Genomic DNA, 22,599 nt, shown 5'->3' on the forward strand with positions numbered 1-22,599 from the left:
TATTAACTTATGACAGATTCATTTGATATTGCCATCGTTGGCATGGCATGCCGATTTCCAGATGCTAAAAACCCAGAGGAGTTTTGGCAAAATTTAATATCAGGAAAAGAAAGCATTAAAAGATTCACGCAAGATGAACTCCTTGCTAATGGATATAAAGCAGAAGATATCAATAATCCCAACTTTGTAGCGGCTAAAGCGACGCTTGCAGATTATAAATCCTTTGATAATCATCTTTTCGGATATTTAAAAGACGAAGTTGATAAGATGGACCCGCAGTGTCGATTATTACACGAATGCTGTTGGCACGCATTGGAGGACGCTGCTTATATAGGCCAAAATAGTGATGAAAGAATAGGTCTATTTGCCGGGGCGGCTTCAAACATTCCTTGGATATCGAGTTTATTAAAGAGCAAGCTCACTCCCTCTGAAACATTCGATGTGGTGAATTGGAATTTACCTGAGTCCATCATTACAAGAACCGGATATCGCCTGGGGTTGAATGGACCGGTAGTGGCTATCCACACCGCTTGTTCAACGTCGCTGGTTGCTATTCATACGGCGTGTCAGTCAATTTTGAGTGGAGATTGTGACTTAGCTTTGGCTGGCGGGGTTTCTTTAACGCTGCCTCAAGAGTCCGGCTACCTTTATCAGCAAGGCATGGTGCGTTCAGCGGATGGTCACTGCCGACCTTTCGACATTAACTCCAATGGGACTGTTGGCGGCAGTGGGGTCGGCATTTTGTTGCTTAAGCCTTTGGATAGAGCCATCGAAGATAATGACTATGTTCATGCGGTGATCAAAGGCTCCGCGATAAACAATGATGGTCAGCGCAAGGTTGGATTTACCGCTCCGAGTGTTCAAGGACAGGCGGAAGTGATAGCCAGCGCTCAAATGTTGGCTGGTGTTGAACCGGAGGAGATTAGCTATATCGAGTGTCATGGTACGGCTACTGAGATAGGTGATCCGATTGAGGTATCGGCGCTGTCTAAAGTGTTCGGCGACTCGAATCATCTATGCATGCTTGGTGCGGTGAAAAGTAATATCGGGCATCTGGATGAGGCGGCTGGTGTTGCCGGTGTCATAAAGACGGTGATGTCTTTAAAAAATAAGCAACTCGCGCCAACCCTTCACTATAAGGCGCCTAACGACAAGCTACATATCGAAGAAACGCCGTTCAAAGTTGTAGATAGACCAATGGAGTGGGCAGTTTCAGGAAATAAGAAACGTATTGCCGGCGTCAGTTCATTTGGTATTGGCGGGACAAATGCCCATATCATTTTAGCGGAAGCAGATGAATCGACCGTTCTGAAAACAGAAGCCGAGATATTACCGAATGTGTTCTTGCTTTCTGGTGAAACGCCTGAATCACTCACCAATAATCAACATAATTTAGCTGACTTGCTCCAGACTAAGCAGGACATCAGGTTATCTGACGTTGCATATGTATTGCAGGAGGGGCGAGTACATCATAAATATCGAAAATCAATGGTTGCTTCCTCATGCGACGATTTGATTAAAGCCCTGCGAAAACCCAGTTCCCAACCGACAAAAGCTTCTGGGACAGAGCATCAAATTGTGTTTCTGCTGCCCGGTCAGGGAGCGCAATATACCAATATGGCGCGTGCCTTGTATGACACTCATACAGAATTCCGGGATATTGTTGACCATTGCCTTGCGATAGCGTCTCACCATTTAGGTGAATCTCTGAAAGAGAGATGGTTTACCGATAGTGTTGCAAATGAATTACAGAAAACGAAGTATGCTCAACCGGCCATTTTTATTGTTGAATATGCGCTCGCTCGTTGCTTGATGGAACTTGGCGTTCAACCCTCAAGCTTACTCGGTTACAGCTTTGGTGAATTGGTCGCCGCGACGATTGCGGAGGTGTTTTCCTTGGAAGATGCCATTAATTTTGTGATTGCTCGTGGCAAACTCATGCAAGATTTGCCGACGGGGGCGATGTTGAGTATCCCGTTGCCTGTCGCAGAGGTTAACGCCATATGCCCTGCCGGGATAGTTGTGGCGATTGACAATAAAGACTCATGTGTCGTATCGGGATCGGAAGCAAACATCGAAGAATTTGCAGCGATACTCAAGAAAAAACGTATTCTGACCACCCCAATCAAGTCTAAACATGCGGCGCACTCGCCGGCGATGAAACAAATTAATGGCGCACTCCAGGCTGTGATAGCTCAATTTAATCTCAGTGCGCCAAAGATCCCGCTCATTTCTTCCGTGACGGGACTGCCGTTAACCGCCTCGCAGGCAATGTCAGCGGAATATTGGGCAGAACAGGCTGAACGCACGGTCTGCTTCGTCAAGGGATTTGAGCACCTGATTGAAAAACACAAAGCCTCTATTTTTATTGAAGTGGGTGTTGGCCGCGATCTGATCAATCTCACACGGCGATATCTCTCTCAAGATGATTCTAAAGAGGATCGTTCTAATGTACTGATCCAGTTACTTCCAGAAGAGATCAAAGCGCCAGAACTGCCTTATTCATATTGGGGGGCGTTAGGTAAACTGTGGCAACAAGGCATTCAGATTGACTGGCATAAGGTACGATTTACCGATAATTGCAGGCGTATCCCATTGCCCGGATATGCCTTCGATAGAAGCGTTTTTTGGCCCAGGGAAGCAAATTTCCTGAATATTTTCTCTAACGCGCCAAGCGCAATAGAAGCAGAGAAAAAAGTTGAAAGGAAAGGGCGGATGTCTGACTGGTTTTATCAACATGGCTGGAAACAACAGCCGTTGAGCACATCAAATGCGCTATCAAGTGATGAAACAACGCTCTTGCTACGACTCGGACAGCGATCGGCGCCAACATACTGTATGGAGAGTAGCTTACAACGTTACTACAAGAAATTAATAAAGATTCATGTGGGCAACGAGAAGGTGTTTGATCTGGATGGCGAAAACCAAATTAGACTCGATAACCAAGAAGACTTTACTCAATTCTTTAAGTTGCTCGAACAGAGTCATGTTTCTGTATCGAACATTGTTATTGATTGCATTGACTCAGCGCTGGCTGTCGATGAATTGCTGTCACAAATTCTTCATCTCTTAAAGTCATATCGTGCGCAAACAACCAACAGTACTCTTAAAAATATCACTTTGCTGGTGAAATATGCCGTCGTGGTATGCAATGAAAAGAGCATTGATCCGTCATCAGCGGCGGTTATGGCAATCAGCACCGTGATCCGGCAAGAGTTTCCAGATTTGTCTTGTCGTGCGATAGATGTTGGCAATATGGCAACAGATTGCGGGGCGACCAAGTTACTTGCTGAAATTGCCTATGGTGGAAGTGAGACCGTTGCGTATCGCAATAACAGAAGGTGGTGTGAGGATTTCGTTCCTTATTTGCCTTTAGCCGATCGAAATCACGCCAGTCTGAAAAAGGAAGGGACTTATTTATTGATTGGTGGCGCGGGCTTTATTGGTAAAACGTTTTCAAATTACCTCGCTAAAGAATATCAAGCTAATTTAATTATTACGTCGCGCTCTAGTGCTTATTTGGATAATTCTTGGCAACAAATAGATAAACAGGCTTCTTCGTTGCAGCTTATCCAAGCTGATGCGAAAGAGTTGGATGCCATGTCTGAGCTTGTTCAAAACGTTATTAAACATCATGGCAAGATAGATGGCGTATTTTATCTGGCGGGAATTACAGGAGAGGCGTCGCTAAGATCTATTATTGAAACTGATAAGGCTTATATTCAGGCGCATCTTGAAGCTAAACAAAAAGGCATTGAAGTCTTAGAGCAAGCGTTAGCGGAAATTGATTATGATTTCTGTGTTGTTATTTCATCACTTGCCCCAATCTTGGGGGGACTTGGTTTCTATGCTTACGCTGCCGCGAGTGCTTATTTAGATGCGTTTGTCATTCAGCACAACCAATATAACCAGAATAATTGGACATTGATCAATTGGGATGGTTGGGAGGTCGCGGTAAAGAGTGACATTAATGAAAAAATTGGCACCAGTTTGTCACACTTATTGGTAACGAAAGAAGAAGGTATTTTACTACTGGCTGATGTACTCAATTATCAAGAAAAAGACGCTTTAATTATCTCGACCGCTGACATTAATGCCCGCATTGCACAATGGTCTAAACCAAGCCAACTTGAAGAACAAGGGCAGGATAATAACAATAAAGAGTATTCAGGCAGGCCAGATCTTGAATGTGACTTTGTTACCGCTGGTAACGAAATTGAAACTCAGTTGATTGGAATATGGGAAGCGTTTTTACGTATCAAGCCGCTAGGCATAGAAGATGATTTCTTCGATTTAGGCGGCAACTCTCTTAAAGCGATCACTTTACTATCGCAGATACACAAGAGCTGTAATATTGATGTGCCATTGACCTATTTCTTCAAACATCCAACGGTCAAAGAAATTGCCGAATTTGCCGGAAATCAATCCGAAACATCGGGATATCAGGCGATTCAACCTGTTGCTGAACAGGATTCATATCCATTATCTCCCGGTCAGAGACGTATCTATTTGCAACAAATGTTTGATAAAGGATCTGTTGCTTATAATGAAACCGCGGTTTTTAATATTGTCGGCCACTTGGATATAGTAAAATTCAGTGAAACGCTACAGAAGTTAATCCAACGACATGAATCTCTTAGAACTTCGATAATATTAGTTAATGGCGAGCCGAGACAAAAGTGTCATAAAGAACCCACTGTTGAACTCAAGCATATTAAATTCAATACAGCAGGATTAAATCCGCTGCAAGTTAAAGAGCAGATAAAGCAGTTAATAAAACCATTCAACTTACATAAAGATGCGTTAATTAGGCCAATTCTTATTGAATTAAAACAATATGAATATCTATTTTTCTTGGATATTCACCACATTATATCTGACGGTTTGTCTCAGGATATTTTTGTGAGAGATTTTCTGGATATCTATCAGGGGGTGGAATTAGCTCCTCTTAATATACAGTATAAAGATTACACTATTTGGCAAAGTGAAATGGCAAATAATTGTAGAGTATTAGCGCAAAAAGACTTTTGGTTAGAAAAGCTGAAAAACATACCAGAAATTAAACTCCCTTGTGATTTTGACAGGGAGCATATCACTGATGATTGTGGGGAGAGGCTTTACTTTTATTTAGAAAATGAAACTACAGAACGACTAATTAATATGTTCAGTAGAGATGGTGCGACCAATTTCATGATCTTCATATCTACCTACTATTTGCTATTAGCTGATTTAACAAAGCAGACGAAATTCTGTATTGGAACGCCAATATTGGGTAGGCCACAAAGTGAGTTGCAAGATGTCATAGGTATGTTTGTCAACCTTCTGCCAATTCCATTTAATTTTGATGAAACGATGACGTTTAGAGATTTAGTTAACTCTGTTGCTGATGTTGTTGTCTCATCATTTGATAATGCTAATATTCAATTTGAAGAAATCGTTAAAGCAATAAATATAAAACCTAAGAAAAATAGAATGCCGATATTCGATACCGTATTTTCATATATGAATATTGGCATGGCTGATTTTGAAATGCCTAATTTGAAGTTAAGCCGATATGACATAGAACAAGAAAGTTCCAGATTTGATCTGGCGTTCTTTGTGAAAGAAGTCGGTGGTGGATACGAGTTTAGCTTTGAGTATAAGAGTGCGTTATTTACCAGTGAAAAGATTAAGTTTTTCATAGAGCGATATATTGATTTGGTCAATGATCTCTTAAATCAGCCGGATATTCCTGTTTCTGAATACGTTAAACATGCAGAAGTGAATTTGGATATTCCTAAAGATGAGACTCTTTTAGAATTTAACTTTTAGTGGATTGATATAATGGAGTGAAACCCGCTCCATTTTATTGACGTTTTTAAAAATATGAAAAATATTATAGATATTAATAATAGTAAAAATGCTGATGTTCGGCTCTATTTGATTCACCATGCTGGTGGTTCGCACATGCTTTATCGACCTTGGTCACATTTATTGCCGGGCTGGATAAAGTGTATCGCTCTTGAGTTACCGGGAAGAGGCATGGGTTTTGGTGAGCCGCTCCCGGAATCGATGGAGCAGGTTATCGAGTTATTTCTGAATCAACTTCAGACGGATAAGCCATTTGCTATTTTCGGCCATAGTATGGGTGGCCTTATCGCGTATGAATTAACGCTAAGGTTACAGAATTTAGGTCTATCCCCTGTTTGGTTAGGTATTTCAGCTTTCAAACCTCCGCACTTAAAAAATAAAGAGAATTTATCTCGTGCGTCATTCAATGATGATCAGTTAACCGAATATCTTGAGAAATTGGGCGGTTCGAAGGACTTTTGTGAAGACCGTGTGGTGATGAAAATGATGTTAGATATTGTGCGGAGTGATTTTAGAATAATAGAATCCTGGCGTATGAGTGATGCGAAAATTAGTGATAAAACGGCAGTGCATAGTTTTTCCGGCCTGTATGACGTTGCGGTTACTCCTCAAATGATCTCTTCTTGGCAAGATTATATAAATGGTAAATTCCTTCATAGTACTTTTGAGGGGGACCATTTCTACCTTAATCGTTTTCTAACTAGTTTGATAAATAAAATAGCAAGCGATCTGAATTTCAATCGGTGATTTATATGAAATATGTGATTATTTGGACATTGGTTTTTAGTGATAAATGGAATGCTTTAAATCGTTCTCAAAGAGAGCAATTACAGAATGAATCGCTGCCTGAAATTCTGGTGAAGTACCATGATTTTATTAGTCTTAGAACCGTAGATTCGGAAGGGTTTTCTGCTGATTTTCAAGATATTGTTATTATTGAGACGGAAAGCTTAGAACATTACTACTGTATGCTCCAGGATATGCGAAATACAACCGTAATATCAGATGGGTATTTGAAAATTTCCAATATATTAATGGGCATAGAAAATGCCCATGAAATATATAAGTCAGATAAAATATAATGGAATGGACGGATTAGAAAATGCCTGTGAATTATAATATTGTCGCTTTAAGTCCAATGCAAGAAGGGATGCTTTATCACTCCATTGAAGAGGGCGGCAAAGATGTTTACGTGACAAACTTTACCTTAACCATTGCGGGTTTGATTGATGAAAAGAAATTAGAAATTGCATGGAACAGAGTGGTGTCAGAACATCAGGCATTACGGACGGTTTATCGCTGGCGGGGATTGAGCCATCCTGTTCAGGTTATTTTTGAAAATAAACCACTTCACATAGATTTCAGAACATTTGAAAATAATAGTTATAGGGCAGATCAAGAAAATATTAATCAAATAGTCTCTCAGAAAACTGAAATCGATTTAGAACGTTGTCCAATCAAAATTAACTTATATAAAGCAGGCGAAGATAATTATATACTTCATGTTCAATATCATCACATTTGCATGGATGGTTGGAGTCTGGGACTATTAATAACCCAACTTTGGGATTATTATGATCATCCTCAATTAAAATGTGTTGGCAACATTTTTGATTATCAAGATTATATTATTCATTTAAATAAAGTGAAGCAATGTAATAAAGCCAGAGAGTTCTGGACTGGCGTCATATCTCAGGGAGCGGCAATGAGTTTACCAAGTAAACAAAACTTGCTCTCAAAAGGAATCGGTAAAATTGAATCTACATTAGATAAAAATCTAATAAACGCAGTCGAGTTATATTGTAAAAATAATGGATTTACGCTGGCTATTGCAATATACGCAGCTTGGTCAATCATTTTAGCTAAGTATAATGATTCTGAGTCCATTTGCTTTGGTACCACAGTATCCGGTAGAGATAATTTAATTTCTGGCATTGAAAATAGCATTGGTTTATATATTCAAACACCGCCTTTGTTAATTGATAATCTCTCCAGTCAAACGACGCTTTTCAGCATCATGAAGAGCGTACAAACCACGATATTGGAGCGGGATGCTTATAAAGAGTATCCAATATCTGAAATACAAAGCGTTAATAAAATAAAACATAATCTTTTTGATAGTATTGTGGTGATAGAAAATTACCCAATTTCGAGAAGGTTACAACAGATGTCAACCAGTTTGGATATTCTTTCCTATACAACGTCTGAAACTACAAATTTCAATCTGAGCTTAGAAGTCAATTTACTTGATTCAGCGATTTTGAAGTTAAGTTATAATTCCGAAAAATACGAGCAATATTTTATTAATGGCATCCTGAAACAGTTCACGAAAGTATTAAAATCGATAGCTTATAACGCAGAAAAGACATTATCTGAACTCTGTTTCTTAGATGAGAAAGAGTATAATCAGTTAATTATTGATTTTAATAATAATGATGTTCCATTACCTGGGCCTGCTCACTTAACTTCCGCATGGCAGGCGGCGGTAGAAAAATATCAAGATGATATCGCCATTAGACAACAAGGTATTAGCGTCACTTACGCGGAACTTGATGAGCTATCTAACCAAATTGCCAACAATCTCTATTCAAAAGGTGTTAAGCATCAGGAGCTTGTTGCAGTTAAATGTCGTGCTAGCATTCATACGATAGCGCTGTTAATTGCGATAAATAAATTAGGTGCTGCCTATGTTCCAATCGATATATCTACCCCGGAAGAACGGGTAAACAAGATTTTATCTAATGGTATTAAATATATTATTTATCATGATGATTTGCTCAGTTTGTCGAAGATAAACGAAGGTGGCAATCAACGACCAAATTTGGCATACTCTGAAAATGACCTTGTATATACTATATTTACCTCAGGATCTACCGGAGAACCGAAGGGAGTGATGCTAGAACACCACACGGTTATGAACTATATCTACTGGGCTATTAGCGCCTACCATTCAGAGGGTTATCGTTCGGTTTATCCTTTGTTTACCAGTCTTGCGTTTGACTTAACCGTGACTTCTATTTGGTGCCCGCTCATTTCTGGCGGAGAAATAGAAATTATCGATAAAGAGTCATTTGAAGCGTTGCAAGATGTGGCTAAGAGCCAAAATCTAAGTCATGTCAAGATCACACCTTCGCAATTAAATCTACTTAATCAAATCTGTGATAATAACAGTTCATTACAGACGTTTATTCTCGGTGGTGAACAATTAGAAAGTCAATTGTGTAAAGAGATAACAGATAAACTGAAACCTGGCGTAACTATTTGTAACGAATATGGCCCGACAGAAGCCACCGTTGGTTGTATGATCTATCGATATCAACGAGATCGACAAGAAAACCCGGTTGTTCCCATAGGTAGACCGATAAATAACGCGAAAATATATATCTTAGATAAAAATTTACATCCGCAACCAATAGGTGTTCCCGGTGAGATTTATATCGGGGGAAGAGTCCTTGCCAGAGGATATTTGAATCGGCCGGATTTAACCGCTGAAAAATTTATTGATAGTCCCTTTGATCATAAATCAAAACTATATAAAACCGGTGATTTAGCTTTCTTTAACACTGAGGGTGACATTGAATATATCGGTAGAGTAGACAATCAAATAAAATTGAGAGGCTATAGAATTGAGCTAGATGAAATAGCGACAAAAATAAAGTCATATGACGCATGCCGTAATGCCATTGTGGTTATTAAGAAGATTCATGGAGAAGATCAACTAGTTGCTTATTATGTTTCTAGTCAGAATATTGAAGAGAATAATCTGAGGCGTTATTTATCTGAATCTCTTCCTAATTACATGGTGCCTGGCATATTTAAATCGGTGGATGAAATTAAATTGACAACGAATGGGAAAGTCGATTTAGCAAGCCTGCCTGATCTTGATTTAACGAACCAAAATATTGCTGATTTAGAGGGTTCAAGCTATAAAGATAAAGTACTTGAGGTATTCTCCTCAATTTTAGAGGTAGATCAAATAGACTTTAAAACCAGTTTCTTTGATTTGGGGGCTAACTCAATAAAACTGCTTAGAATCACAAATGTTTTGAATGAGTTCTTGCCTTTCCCGTTAAAAGTTGTCGATTTCTTCACATACACGAATATGGCTACTCTTATTTCCTATATTGAGTCCGGTGAAAAACAGGAAATAAATTTGGTCAATAAAGAAGAGGCTATGTCGAGACGAGACCGACTAGCGGAACGTCGTGGAAAAATGAAGAAAAGAGTCAGTTTTACTCATTAATAAATATGGAGATAAATAATAATGACTTCACAATCTATTAAAAACGTGGTCTTAACAGAGTTGAATGGCGATGCGGAAGAGATAAGAAGAGTTGTAGATATTTGGTATCTTGCTTCAATTAAGTGTCATCATTTTGTTAGCGAGAGTTTTTGGCACTCATGTAAGGAGGATATGATGAATATATATATTCCTGGCGCTGAAACTGTAGTTGCCAAATATAATGATGAAATTGTTGGATTTATCAGTTTGGTTGATAACATTCTGGCGTCAATATTTGTGCATCCTGATTTTCAAGGTAAAGGGATTGGAAAGAAATTACTATTCGATGCCTTCGGTAAAAGGAGTGATTTGGTTCTTAACGTTTATTCAAAAAATAAACTGGCGAGAGATTTTTATAAAATGAATGGCTTTGTCGAGGAAAAAGAAGGTGTGGATGAACATACTGGTGAGTTAGAAATTACGATGAAGTGGAATGGCTAATTAACTTTAAAGATGAGATATTAAAATGGTTGATAATAGTAATGTAATTAGTGAAGCTACGGTAAGTTATTGGAAGGGATTTTTATCTGAATATCGTAGCCCAGAGTACGAGATTTCTTATTGTAAAGATATCTCATCTAAACCAACAAAGTTTAGCTTTTCTGAAGAAACTTCAAAGACCTTACTCTCAATTGCAAATGGTTCAAATAAACGGTTGAGCATATTGCTTGTGTCTTTGGCCGCTTATGCGCAGGCAATAATGTTGAAGAGTTCTGAGGTGACTGTTGTTACTGGAAGTTATCTCGAAGATTCAACTGAACCAAAGGTATTATGCCTACCGTTTAACTTCGATAGTGAGTGCACCTTAAAAGAGGTGATCGTAGCGGCTTCAACAAATATTCAGCAAAAGTTTGCGTATGCCGTAGCATCTTTTCAAAATATTTTTGATAGTACAGTTACCTTCCCTTTAGCTGTTATATTGAAAAATTGCCAAAAAGAGTCTTATGAATTTTTTGAGCGCGCCTTATCGCAATTATTCTTTGAACATGATGATGCGCTGATATCCTGTGAAGTGACTTCGATATACGGTTCAGATTATGTCATCACTATGATGAATATAATAGAATCTTGGGCGAATAAAATACGCTCTGATTGTAAAATTTCTGAGTTGCCAATCACTAATCCCTTTTATTTAAATGCTGTTGAAGCAGAAAATGGCATTGATACTGAACAGTCGATACTGGCTTTATTTAAGCGACAAGTCAGTATGCACCCGGGAAAAACGGCTATCGCAGATAGTGTGGGGGAATTGAGTTATGCTGAACTGGATAAATTAAGTGATACCTGCGCCGTCAGGTTAATAGAGTTAGGTATCGAAAGAGGCGATACGATTGGTATACATATGCCGCGATCTTGCTCAGCAATAGTCGCAATGTTCGCGGTGCTTAAAGCCGGCGGAAAATATTGTCCTTTCGATATAAATTGGCCTGTTGGCAGAAAGAAATATGTATTAGATATTGCAGAGATGCGATTAGTGATATCGTCAATTGATACCCAGTTGGCGTTGGAAGAGTACCGCCAGATTACCTATGACAATCTGCAACAAGATGGATTTGATGCAAAACAAAACCTTCAACTGCCTGAAATTAATGGTCAAGATTCCGCTTACATTATTTTTACCTCTGGCTCGACGGGTAATCCAAAAGGGGTTGAAATTCCTCACAGTGCCGTTGTCAATTTAGTCCAAGGGTTATATCAAAAGGTTTATTGCAATTACCCGTGGGATTTGAATGTCTCAATGATGTCGGCACTCAGTTTTGACGCGTCGGTACAGCAACTTTATCCGGCGCTTTTACTGGGCCATACGCTTCATATCGTTCCTGACGAGATCAGAAAAGATGGCAGGAGAATCAGTCAATTTTGGCGCGACAGGGAAATCCATATTGCCGATTGCACTCCAACCCATTTAAGGATGATTAGGTCACAAATGCATGGTCAGCCCATTGATTGTCAGGTAAAGCATCTGATGATTGGCGGCGAAAAATTAGATCGGCAAAATTGGTTGAATTTCGCTGATTGCTGGGAGTCGGTTCCGAACGCGTCTAACGCATATGGGCCTACAGAATGTTGTGTGCAATCACTCTCTTTTGAATTTAACGCTTCAAGCCAGATTAATACTGAGACGATTCCTATTGGTCTGCCAATGTCTGGTGAGGAAATTGTACTGATTGATGAATTTATGCGAATTCTTCCTAAAGGGGCGGTGGGAGAAATCGCTATATCTGGGAAAGGGTTGGCAAAAGGCTATATTAATAATGTTCAGTTATCTCAAAAATCTTTCGTTTTCATCAATGGTAAGCGTTATTATCGAACGGGTGACCTGGCAAGATATATCGGCGAGGGCGGTATGATTTATTTAGGAAGGATAGATAGCCAGGTAAAAATAAATGGATATCGAATAGAGCTTGGTGAAACAGAGAAAGTTATTCAACAAGTGATATTCAAAGTATATTCCGTGGATGCTATCAAACCAGTCGTTGACGTCCATGTGACAGTAAAAAATAAAGAGTCTGGTAATCAATTATTGATCGCTTATATTTGTACTAATGAAGAAATCGATTTTGGTACGATTCGTAAGGAAATTGCGTTCCATCTTCCTGATTATATGGTACCAGCATATTTCATTGCGGTTGATAAATTCCCGCAAAATAGTAGTGGTAAAATTGATAACGCTAAATTACCAGATCCTCGTTGCGACGTGGTGCAGAAAAAAATTGTGGCATGTAATAGCGAGACGGAACAGCAAATATTGGATATCTGGGCGGATTTACTGACTACCCGGAAAGAGAATATCAGCTTAACAGATAACTTCTTTGATTTAGGTGGTTCATCATTTAAGTTAGCGCAACTTAGTTTCAAATTAAGTGAAGTATTTGCGCGGGAAATAGAAATTGTCGATTTATTTCAATACACTACGATTCAGTCACAAGCACAATATATAGATGGCAATGAACAATCATTAGACAGTTCCGATAATGGCGCTAATTCAACAGAACAGTTTGATGAAGCATTAAAGATATTCGGTCTTTAAGCTTAATTTCGTTAATTTATCCATTTTAAAAATATCAATTGAAAAATATCAATTGCAATATATTGATATTTTAATTAAACGTCTCTCAATAATTTAATGGCTAATTTAGCACTTGCTAATATTGAAAATCATGAAAAAAGATAATCATATGCACGAATTTACCAGGCAAAAATTAACGGGGCTAGAAATCGCTATTGTCGGTGTTTCTTGTCGCTTCCCTAATAGTGAAACAGTAGAGAGTTTTTGGAAAAACTGTCTAGAGGGCAAGGATTGTATCTCTCGTTTTTCTGATGAAACATTGGCGAAAAATGGCGTGCCTAAACAGCATTATGAGAGCCAAAATTATGTCAACGCCAAGGGTGTTATTGATAACCCTTTAACGTTTGATGCTGATTTTTTTGATTATAACAAGCGTGAAGCTGAGTTTTTGGAACCACAAATTCGTAAATTACATGAATGTGGTTTTGAAGCGTTAGGTTCTGCCGGTATTGTTCCGTCTGAATACAAAGGGGCGGTTGGTTGTTATTTAGCATCAAGCGCTCAACTTGGTTGGCAAATGGCCGCTTATGACGAATGTGAACAAGATGGCGCCAGTCTTTTTTCTGCATTTAACTTAGTAGAGAAAGACTTTTCGGCAACTCGACTGGCGTACAAATTGGGTTTAACAGGGCCTGCAATTGCCATTCAGACAGCGTGCTCTTCATCTCTCACCGCAATACATCTGGCATCAAGAGCCTTGTTATTAGGTGAATGCCAGACAGCTCTCGTTGCCGCCGCGACTTTAGTGACGCCCAATCAGCAAGGTTACTTATATCAAGATGGCATGATCACCTCTCCAGATGGAACTTGCCGACCATTTGATGAAATGGCTAATGGTACTGTCGGCGGCGAAGGCGTTGGTGCGATAGTGTTGCAGCCGCTCAAAATTGCATTGGAGCAAGGACGGCCTATTTTGGCCTTGATTAAGGGATCAGCGCTTAGCAACGATGGTTCAAGAAAAGTAGGTTACACCGCGCCGAGCATTGATGGACAATTCGAAGCGATTAAAGGGGCTTTGGCTATGTCTAAGGTTGAAGCTGAATCCATTTCTTATATTGAAGCCCACGGCACGGCGACCAAGCTTGGTGATCCAATAGAAATAACCGCTCTGAATAAAGTTTTCTCCAACGTCTTACCGCAGAGTATTGCTATTGGGTCGGTAAAGTCGATTATTGGGCACCTTGATAGTGCGGCTGGAATGGCTGGGTTAATAAAAACGGCGCTGATGTTAAAACACAAAAAGCTGTGCGCTAATCGGTACTTTACGAATCCGAATCCTAAAACAAAACTCTCTTCTTCACCTTTTTATGTAAATACCGACAGTAAAGATTGGAATAGCGCAACAGTGAGGCGAGCAGGAGTAAGCTCATTTGGTATTGGGGGAACCAATGCTCATGTGATACTGGAAGAATATGTCTGTGAACCTCACGATGATCAAACTTCTGATGCAGTAAAATTACTCCCGCTGTCGGCTAAATCTGAGTGGAGTTTGGGGGAAATGGAAAACCGGTTAATCGCGTGGTTAGCCTCTAATCCTAATAAATTAGCCGACGTCGCTCATACCTTACAAAATGGTCGCGAGCATTTTGGTTATCGATCTGTATTGGTTTGCTCAGACGACAGGGCGACATACTCTACAGCCGACTTTGTTCGTGGTCGGTGTGAACATGCAAACAAACGTGTTGTTTTTCTCTATCCCGGTCAAGGCTCGCAATATCAGACTATGGGGCTAGGTTTATATCTTCGTGAATCGGTTTTTAAAGAGCAAGTAGAGCACTGTTTATCACTTTTGAACGATGAAAAAAGAGAACAGATAAGAAATTACTTAATGGAACCGGAAAGTTCTAATGCGTTTCCTGCCGAAATCATACAGCTTGCCATATTCATCGTTGAATACGCGACAACGCGATTAATGGAATCAAAGGGTATTCAGCCTGATATATTATTAGGTCATAGTCTGGGTGAATATGTTGCGGCGACTATTTCAGGGGTTTTTGCGCTAAAAGATGCTCTATTTTTGGTTGGTAGACGAGCGCAATTGATGGAGAAAATGTCTCCAGGCGCCATGTTGAGTGTACCTTTGTCAAAAGAGCAAGTTGTAGAACTATTGGCGGGAAGTTTAGAAATTGCGGCGGTTAATGGTAAAGATTCAACAGTATTGTCTGGTTCTATTGAAGATATCGAGAACCTGAAATCTTATTTGCAACTACAGGGCATTCATTCGCGTCAACTAAAAACTACCCACGCGTTCCATTCTAAAACCATCGATGAAATACAGGATGAATATGAGCAGGCATTGCAAACGGTCGCGTTTAATTCTGTAAATATCCCAATTTTGTCAAACCTATCTGGTGATTGGCATGATAATAATGAAATTAGAAGACCGGCATATTGGTTGTCTCATCAAAGAGATAAAGTTGACTTTTTAGGGTGTTTAGAGACGCTTTCTTCGCAGCAACATCTTGTTTTCATCGAAGTAGGACCTGGCAACACTCTTGCTAGTTGTGTACAGAAATTCTTTAAACAAAAACCAGATCAACAAATACATATTGCCAATATGTTAAGGCATCCGAATTTACCTGAGGGTGATGTCACCTATTTCTACAGCCAACTTGCTAAGTTGTGGTGTATTGTCGGATTAGGAAATTGGCAAGTGCCGAATAGCCAATTTGGTCGTCTCATTCATTTACCTGTGTACGCGTTTGCTGAAAAAGAGTTCACAAAGATCAGAGATAGGTTGGTAAAAGGTCGAGCGCCACAGATTAAATCACCGGGTATAAAAGAAAATATCTTGTATCGACCAGTGTGGTATAGAAGTTCATGTGATGATATTAAGAAAATGGCACATGAAGGGCAGGTATATGCTCTAACTACACATCGTGGAGCTAACCGCAATAGAGCGCTAGTCGATAACGTTTTATCAATGCAAAATATTATCTTTGTCGAGGAGGTTGATAAATTACCTTCGTTAAATCTAACGGGCTGTTGTTCGTTTGTATTAATGCCTAATGCAGAAGACTTTGTTTGTGATCCAATAGCACATTATCTTGAATGGCTCGCATGTATCAAAAATATATTATCCATTAAGTCACTCGCGGCCTCTCGGTTTATTCTGTTAACGCCTCAAATTGAGAATGTGCTCGGCTATGAAATCACCGATGCCGCTATCTCATTACTGAAAGGCTTAATACAGTCAATTAACCACGAGCATCAAGAGCACTATGGCTATCAAATTGACATCTCTTTCGATGAATTAGCACAGGATAATTCAACCCAGTCTTTACTTCGTCGTTTAGTCAGCTCTGATATTAATCATCGCGTGGCAATAAGACATAACCAAATTTGGTTGCCAGAGTTCAAAGCACTGCCGAATAAAAGCGTTGAAACTCATCAACAATATAATGGGTTGCATGAGAGATGTTTAGTCTTAATCAGTGGTGGACTGGGTGGAATCGCCTTGCAGCTCTCACAAAGCTTGGCGCAACACTATAAGGCCCGTATTGTGCTTGCCTCTCGAACAGCTATTCCTGAACGTTCACAATGGGCAAGTATCAAGGAAAACGAGAAACAATTGGCGTTAATTAAACAAATTGAGTGTGTGGAGAAGATTGAACAACTCGGTGGAGAAGTGATACTGCGACAATTGGATGTGACAGATAAACCCCAACTTTTCGACACGTTACAGTATCTGGAAAATAATTATGGGGCCATCAACATGGTGATCCATAGCGCAGGCTCGGATGCCGGGGCGTTGATTATGCAACCTGATATATCATCACATCGCAAAATCATGTCTGCTAAGGTAGAAGGGGCAATGAACCTGATATCGTACTTTGAAGGGAAACCGCTAAATTCGATGATTTTATGTTCTTCATTACTCTCTTACTGTGGCGCCCCTGGGCAATCTGCTTATGTTGCGGCTAATGCATTTCTCGATGCGATTGCTGATAGACGAGATCTAAAATTCAAAATCTATTCTCTCGCTTGGGATCGCTGGCTGGAAGTTGGCATGGCGTCAAGAAATATGAAAATTGACGCATCCACAGCAGGGTTAACCAATCAGCAAGGTGAAGCTGTATTTCTACAAGCACTTTCACAGGTGACGCAACAACGATTATTAGTTTCTATAATACCGATTGAGGAAAGAGTCAATACGCTGGATAGAGAAAAAGCCAATACTTTGGCAGAGACTAAAAGTGAGATCGTAGGAAAAAATATTTCGATTAAACAGGTAATTTCAGAAGAAGTACAACACCAGCTAGGGCTTTCTGAAATTGATGAACATTGCAGCTTCTTTGCACTGGGTGCCACATCATTGGATATCGTTCAAATCAATGAAAGGCTCAAACAGCGTATCTATCATGATATTCCTATATCAATGATGTTTACCTACAGCACCGTGTCGAAACTAGAAAATGCGGTGGCATCTAAGTTGAATCACACTCAAGAAAATGCAGCGGTGTCATCACAACATCGTACTTCGACTAGCCAATTGGCAAAGCAAAGAATGAAGAATAAGAGGGTAAAGAAATCAGCTAATTACGCAGCATAATATGTCAGATCCCTGACCTTGCATACAACCAAATGGAAAGGGGTTTCACCAAGTGGTGTAACAATTGGTGGTTACCTAGATAATAATGGAAATATTAATACAGCATTCCCTGTTTATGAGCGTTAAATAACAAATGAAATACTATATTGATAAGCATGGTTATTCTTGTGCTGAAGCTGAGACAGAGCATCATCTAATCGCATGGTTTTTGAAAGATGATATTCAAGGTAGTTTATATGGTGTAAATGAGTATCTTGATTTATGTGAATCGGTTAAAAATGGAGAATTACCACAGTGGAAAGGTACAGGTAACGCCCATACTGTAACCATCAAACCGGATGGTGTCGAAATTTTTAACGAATACGCAGAAGAAAGCCTACAGATTGCAACCATAGATGAATTCAAAGGTTATCTTGAGAAGTGGAAGGAATTACTTCTGAGTAGAGAATAAACATCAAAAAGCCGGAAGATTTTCGTGATCTTCCGGCTTTGTTCTTTGTTACCGTGACGAAAACCCATGATAGGCCAGCGTTTCTTCGTGGCTCAAATGTACTTCCCTTAGCTGTTCAATCCTTGCCATCATGCATTCCCCCCTTATAGTCACTAATGAGTCCGCGTATCCTCAGTTTGATTTCACTGAGCTGGCCTTGCTGGCGTATCATAATGAATATGTCGATACCCCGAGCTACACGGTCAGTACGTGGTGGTCGAGAACTACCGCTATGATGGGTGAGATGTTGGCCGAGCGTTCCTGGCTAAGTTGAGCGGGGGAGACGGTGTTCGCGAGAGCCTGCCGCAAAACCGGTGAGCTGACAGGCGGTATTGGTGCTTTCACTGTCTTTGGGCTTGGTTGAATCATTCTTCTGTAGAAATAGATCATGAGCAAACCCACCGAAGGATTGTGGTCAAATGATTGCAAGATAGGGAATTTTTTTGAACTGATACAATTTTTTATAACTAACACTATTTTGATTAGTAATAAGAAAGCTGAATAACCAATAAACAATATCGTGTTAATTAATTTACTGATTTTGGGGATTGATAGCCGAAACAGAGCTTGTAAGCATTTCGTTAAAGGAAAAAGTGACACATGATTTATTATGTATCCTTTATCATCTACCCGGTATCTATACACTGTAAAGCCAAGCTAATTAAAGTTATACACTTAGGCTATTTTATTGGCCGCCAGTTGGAGTTTGTCCTCAACTAGCGTATTTTGAATTGGTGCCCGGAGGCGGAATCGAACCACCGACACGAGGATTTTCAATCCTCTGCTCTACCGACTGAGCTATCCGGGCAACGGGGCGCATTAAACCGTATTCAGCCTAAGTCGTCAATGCCTTTCTGATAAAAAATGAAAAAAGCTGATTGTTTGCTCTCTTTTTGCCCGGAATTTGTGAGGTTGTTCATTTTAGGTTGATTTTTGTTAACTTAACGCTCCATTTTTGCGACATAAGGCAATAGCTAAAACATCTTCTGCCAGCAATTTTGCCGTAGCGATATCATCAATATCCCGTTTGATCAGTAGTTTACTCAAGCAGCCTTCCAGAATCAGTTCCATCTGTTTAGCGACGAGTTTGCAATCTTCAATATCCAGTTGATGTAGTAGCTCGGTGGTGTAACGGGAAGAGCTCTGTTTTTGTAATTCAGCTAATTGATGGATAGGGTGGTCAGATTCAGGGAATTCACCACAGGCCGCGATAAATAGGCAACCTGGGTAACGTTTCTCTTTTACTTTTTCATCGAGGGCGGCATAACGAGCCAATAGTTTCACTTCTGGTGTCAGGTTTTCATCCAGTAATATTTGTCGCTGCCAGACTTCAATTTGTTGGCCGTGATAACGTAGGCAGTCATAAAGCAGTGCTTCCCGATCAGGCCAGAACTGCTTGAGATATTCGATATCCATGTTAAGCGAGCCGAAAAGTATCTCAGTTGTGATGGATAAGCCATGTTGCTCCAGTAAGTTTAAGGCATGACTAAGAACTTGTTCTCGTTGCACGGTGTTCTCCTTCTGAATCATTTTGGCAGATGTTGCAAATGCTCGTTAAAGCGGGTTGCATCCATAAAACCATTTACCTGTGAATCAGGGATCTCTTTTCCCTGAGAATCAAAAAACAGAATAGTCGGTAATCCCCGAACGTTAAGTTTTTCTAGCAGCTGTTTCTGTTGCGGGTTGTTATTCGTGACATTGGCCTGTAACAGTAAGGTATCCCGCAGTTGTGACTGAACTTGTGGATCGCTGAATGTATATTTTTCAAATTCTTTACAAGCGGTACACCAGTCAGCATAGAAATCAAGCATAATGGTTTTATGGCTGTTTTGTGTCATTATTTGTTCTAATTCTTGCCAGTTATTTATCTGACGGAAATTTAGGCTGTGTTGCGACTGTTGTGTAACTGTTGTACCCCAAAACCAATCCTGCAATGGACGGGTAGCTATCAGCATTAGAATCAACAATATCAGTTGCATAACTCGTACCCAACCGTTTTGGCTTCTAATCGTCAGAGCAAATCCCCATCCCAGGAAACTGACTGCCAGCAGGCTCCATAATCGTATTCCCCAGGTATCACCGATGACCCTTTCCAGCAGGAAAACGGGTAACGCGAGGATAATGAAGCCAAAAGCTTCTTTAACATATTGCATCCAAGGCCCACTACGTGGCAGGAGTTTATGACCAAATAGGGTGACGGCAATAAGAGGTAATCCCATTCCCAAAGCGTAAAGATAAAGGGTTAGGCCGCCTGCCACAGTATTACCACTTTGAGCAATGTAGAGCAAAATAGCGCTTAACGGCGCGGTAGTACAAGGGGAGCAAATTAATCCCGCTAATGCCCCCATAGCGAATACACCGAAGAGTGAACCGCTTTTTTGCTGGTTGCTCCAGTTGACTAAGCGCGTCTGAATAGAGGAAGGCAGTTGCAGAGAATAGAGGCCGAACATCGACAGTGCCAGCATAATAAACAAGACTGATAAGCCAATCAGTACATACGGATGTTGCAGTGCGGCCTGAAATTGTAGGCCCGCCGCCGCTACAATCAATCCAAGCAGTGTGTAGGTGATTGCCATGCCTTGAACATAGCTTAGCGCTAACCAAAATATCTGTTTTAGGCTTTTAGGTCGTTGGCTGCCAAGAATAATGCTGGAAATCAATGGATACATCGGTAGTACACAAGGTGTAAAGGCGATACCGATGCCAATCAAAATTGCCCAGAGTGGTGAGAAAGGCAAATGTTGTTGATCATTTGATGCACTTTCTGGTGTTTTCTGAACAGGTTCGATGGGTGTTGCGTCAGTTGTTTTTGATGGAACAATTGCACTCAATGGAACAAGGCGGGTTTCCGGTGGATAGCAATATCCTGCGGCGGCACAGCCTTGATAAGTGACAACGATATTGGAATTGTTGTTCGCCTCTGTAACAGGAACATTGACGATAAGTTGTTGGAAATAAACTTCAGTCTCACCAAAGAACTCATCTCGATGAGCTGTACCTTGCGGCAACGTGATTTTACCCAGTGTGGCCTGTTGCGGCTCAATATGAAGCTGTTTGCGATAAAGGTAATAACCCGGTTTGATCTGCCAGTCTAACGTCAATTTGTCGCCTTTTTGCTGAAAATCAAACATGAATGCCTGATCTACAGGCAAATATGGATTTTGCCCCGGTTGTTCAAACAGCGAATTCGCTGCCGTTGAGGTAAAGAGGGTGCTGCAAAGCAGCAAAAATAGCATCAGAGTACGTTTAATCATAAAGATAATGATCGCTAATTAAATGAAATAGATTCAGCACTATAACCTAAGGCTGTCAGACCAGAAAGTGCTCTGGTTAAGATTAGAACAGTCATCGAAGGTTTTCAGAGAAAATAGATCGTTGGGAGAGGGGAGTCAGGGGCGGTATACGCCCCTGGATTAAGTGGTTATTGGCAGCCGGAATTAGAGGATCATACTGCCAAATAGGAAACCGAAGGCCACAGCTAGAGCAACCCCTATGGTGCCAGGGATAAAGAATGGATGATTAAATACAAAACGGCCGATACGGGTAGTGCCGGTGTCATCCATCTGAACCGCGGCAACCAAGGTTGGATAGGTAGGAAGAATAAACAACCCAGAAACTGCGGAGAAAGAAGCGATAGCTGTCAATGGTGTGACGTTCAGAGCTAAAGCCATCGGCATCAATGCTTTTGCGGTTGCCGCCTGAGAATAGAGTAAGGCGGAACAGAAGAAGAAAATAATCGCTAGCAACCAAGGTTGAGAGTGGATTAAGTCTCCGGCAGTGTCTTTAATCCAATCCATGTTCGCCTGTACAAAAGTGTCTCCTAGCCATGCAACACCTAGAATACAGATACATGCGCTCATACCCGCTTTAAAGGTACTGGAGTTCAGAATAGCGTCAGTATCAACTGAACAGAACATCGTCGTGATAGTTGCGACACTCAACATAATGATCAGAATGGCGTGAGTGGTGTTCATCAGAGGCTCTTCAATCAGGCCGATGCTTGGGCTATTGACGATAGCATAAATAACAACACTGATAACACCTGACAGGAATAACAGAACGGAAGCTTTAGCTTTTGGTTTAACTTCGATTTGTTTGCTGCCACGTAGAGTTACCAGATTGTCTTCCAGACGCTTTAAGTAAACGGGATCATCAGACAGCTTGGAATTGAACGCCCAGGAGATGATGAAAGACATCAGAACGATAGCGGCGAAAGTGGATGGTAATAGCACCATTAACAGATGGATATAGCTGACGCCGTGGCCTTCCATCAGAGAAGACATATAAACGACCGCCGCGGAAATGGGTGAGGCGGTGATGCCAATTTGGGCCGCCACAACCGCCGTCGAAAGTGG

The 22,599-nt window shown here is 40.5% G+C and carries 11 protein-coding genes and 1 tRNA gene; 8 read left to right on the forward strand and 4 right to left on the reverse strand.

Features of this window, described 5'->3' with window-relative positions; all coding sequences use genetic code 11:
- Positions 1 to 9 precede the first annotated feature (9 nt).
- The 8 genes from Phpb_RS18545 (at position 10) to Phpb_RS18580 (ending at position 18,205) form a co-directional block, all read left to right on the forward strand.
- Complete coding sequence (locus tag Phpb_RS18545) at positions 10 to 5,811, forward strand: type I polyketide synthase (RefSeq protein ID WP_065391647.1); 5,802 nt, start codon at positions 10 to 12, stop codon at positions 5,809 to 5,811.
- 54 nt (positions 5,812 to 5,865) lie between these two features.
- Positions 5,866 to 6,597 carry a thioesterase II family protein gene (locus tag Phpb_RS18550; protein WP_065391648.1) on the forward strand — a complete coding sequence of 244 codons (732 nt, stop codon included), beginning with the start codon at positions 5,866 to 5,868 and terminating at the stop codon, positions 6,595 to 6,597.
- A gap of 5 nt (positions 6,598 to 6,602) precedes the next feature.
- Positions 6,603 to 6,932: a darcynin family protein gene (locus Phpb_RS18555; protein ID WP_065391649.1), complete on the forward strand. Its 330-nt coding sequence runs from the start codon at positions 6,603 to 6,605 to the stop codon at positions 6,930 to 6,932.
- A gap of 20 nt (positions 6,933 to 6,952) precedes the next feature.
- The gene (locus Phpb_RS18560; protein ID WP_065391650.1) at positions 6,953 to 10,093 is read left to right on the forward strand and encodes a non-ribosomal peptide synthetase; all 3,141 of its coding nucleotides are present in this window, start codon (positions 6,953 to 6,955) and stop codon (positions 10,091 to 10,093) included.
- Between the two features lie 21 nt (positions 10,094 to 10,114).
- Complete coding sequence (locus tag Phpb_RS18565; RefSeq protein ID WP_046395321.1) at positions 10,115 to 10,573, forward strand: GNAT family N-acetyltransferase; 459 nt, start codon at positions 10,115 to 10,117, stop codon at positions 10,571 to 10,573.
- 259 nt (positions 10,574 to 10,832) lie between these two features.
- Complete coding sequence (locus Phpb_RS18570) at positions 10,833 to 13,163, forward strand: non-ribosomal peptide synthetase (RefSeq protein ID WP_240492608.1); 2,331 nt, start codon at positions 10,833 to 10,835, stop codon at positions 13,161 to 13,163.
- Positions 13,164 to 13,311: 148 nt separating this feature from the next.
- Positions 13,312 to 17,754 carry a type I polyketide synthase gene (locus Phpb_RS18575; protein ID WP_240492609.1) on the forward strand — a complete coding sequence of 1,481 codons (4,443 nt, stop codon included), beginning with the start codon at positions 13,312 to 13,314 and terminating at the stop codon, positions 17,752 to 17,754.
- A gap of 133 nt (positions 17,755 to 17,887) precedes the next feature.
- Positions 17,888 to 18,205 (forward strand): YacL family protein, encoded by a 318-nt coding sequence (locus tag Phpb_RS18580; protein ID WP_065391653.1) that lies wholly within the window; start codon positions 17,888 to 17,890, stop codon positions 18,203 to 18,205.
- Positions 18,206 to 18,976: 771 nt separating this feature from the next.
- Here Phpb_RS18580 and Phpb_RS18585 read toward each other — a convergent pair.
- The 4 genes from Phpb_RS18585 to Phpb_RS18600 form a co-directional block, all read right to left on the reverse strand.
- Positions 18,977 to 19,052: transfer RNA gene (locus tag Phpb_RS18585), tRNA-Phe, on the reverse strand.
- A 128-nt stretch (positions 19,053 to 19,180) separates the two neighbouring features.
- Positions 19,181 to 19,753, reverse strand: a complete 573-nt coding sequence (gene dicD, locus Phpb_RS18590) for a division control transcriptional repressor DicD (protein WP_065391654.1) — start codon at positions 19,751 to 19,753, stop codon at positions 19,181 to 19,183.
- A gap of 17 nt (positions 19,754 to 19,770) precedes the next feature.
- Positions 19,771 to 21,498: a protein-disulfide reductase DsbD gene (locus tag Phpb_RS18595; protein WP_065391655.1), complete on the reverse strand. Its 1,728-nt coding sequence runs from the start codon at positions 21,496 to 21,498 to the stop codon at positions 19,771 to 19,773.
- 183 nt (positions 21,499 to 21,681) lie between these two features.
- On the reverse strand, positions 21,682 to 22,599 hold a 918-nt coding region (locus Phpb_RS18600), incomplete at its 5' end, for an anaerobic C4-dicarboxylate transporter (protein ID WP_240492610.1).

This window comes from Photorhabdus namnaonensis (assembly GCF_001684335.1).
Lineage (GTDB): Bacteria > Pseudomonadota > Gammaproteobacteria > Enterobacterales > Enterobacteriaceae > Photorhabdus > Photorhabdus namnaonensis.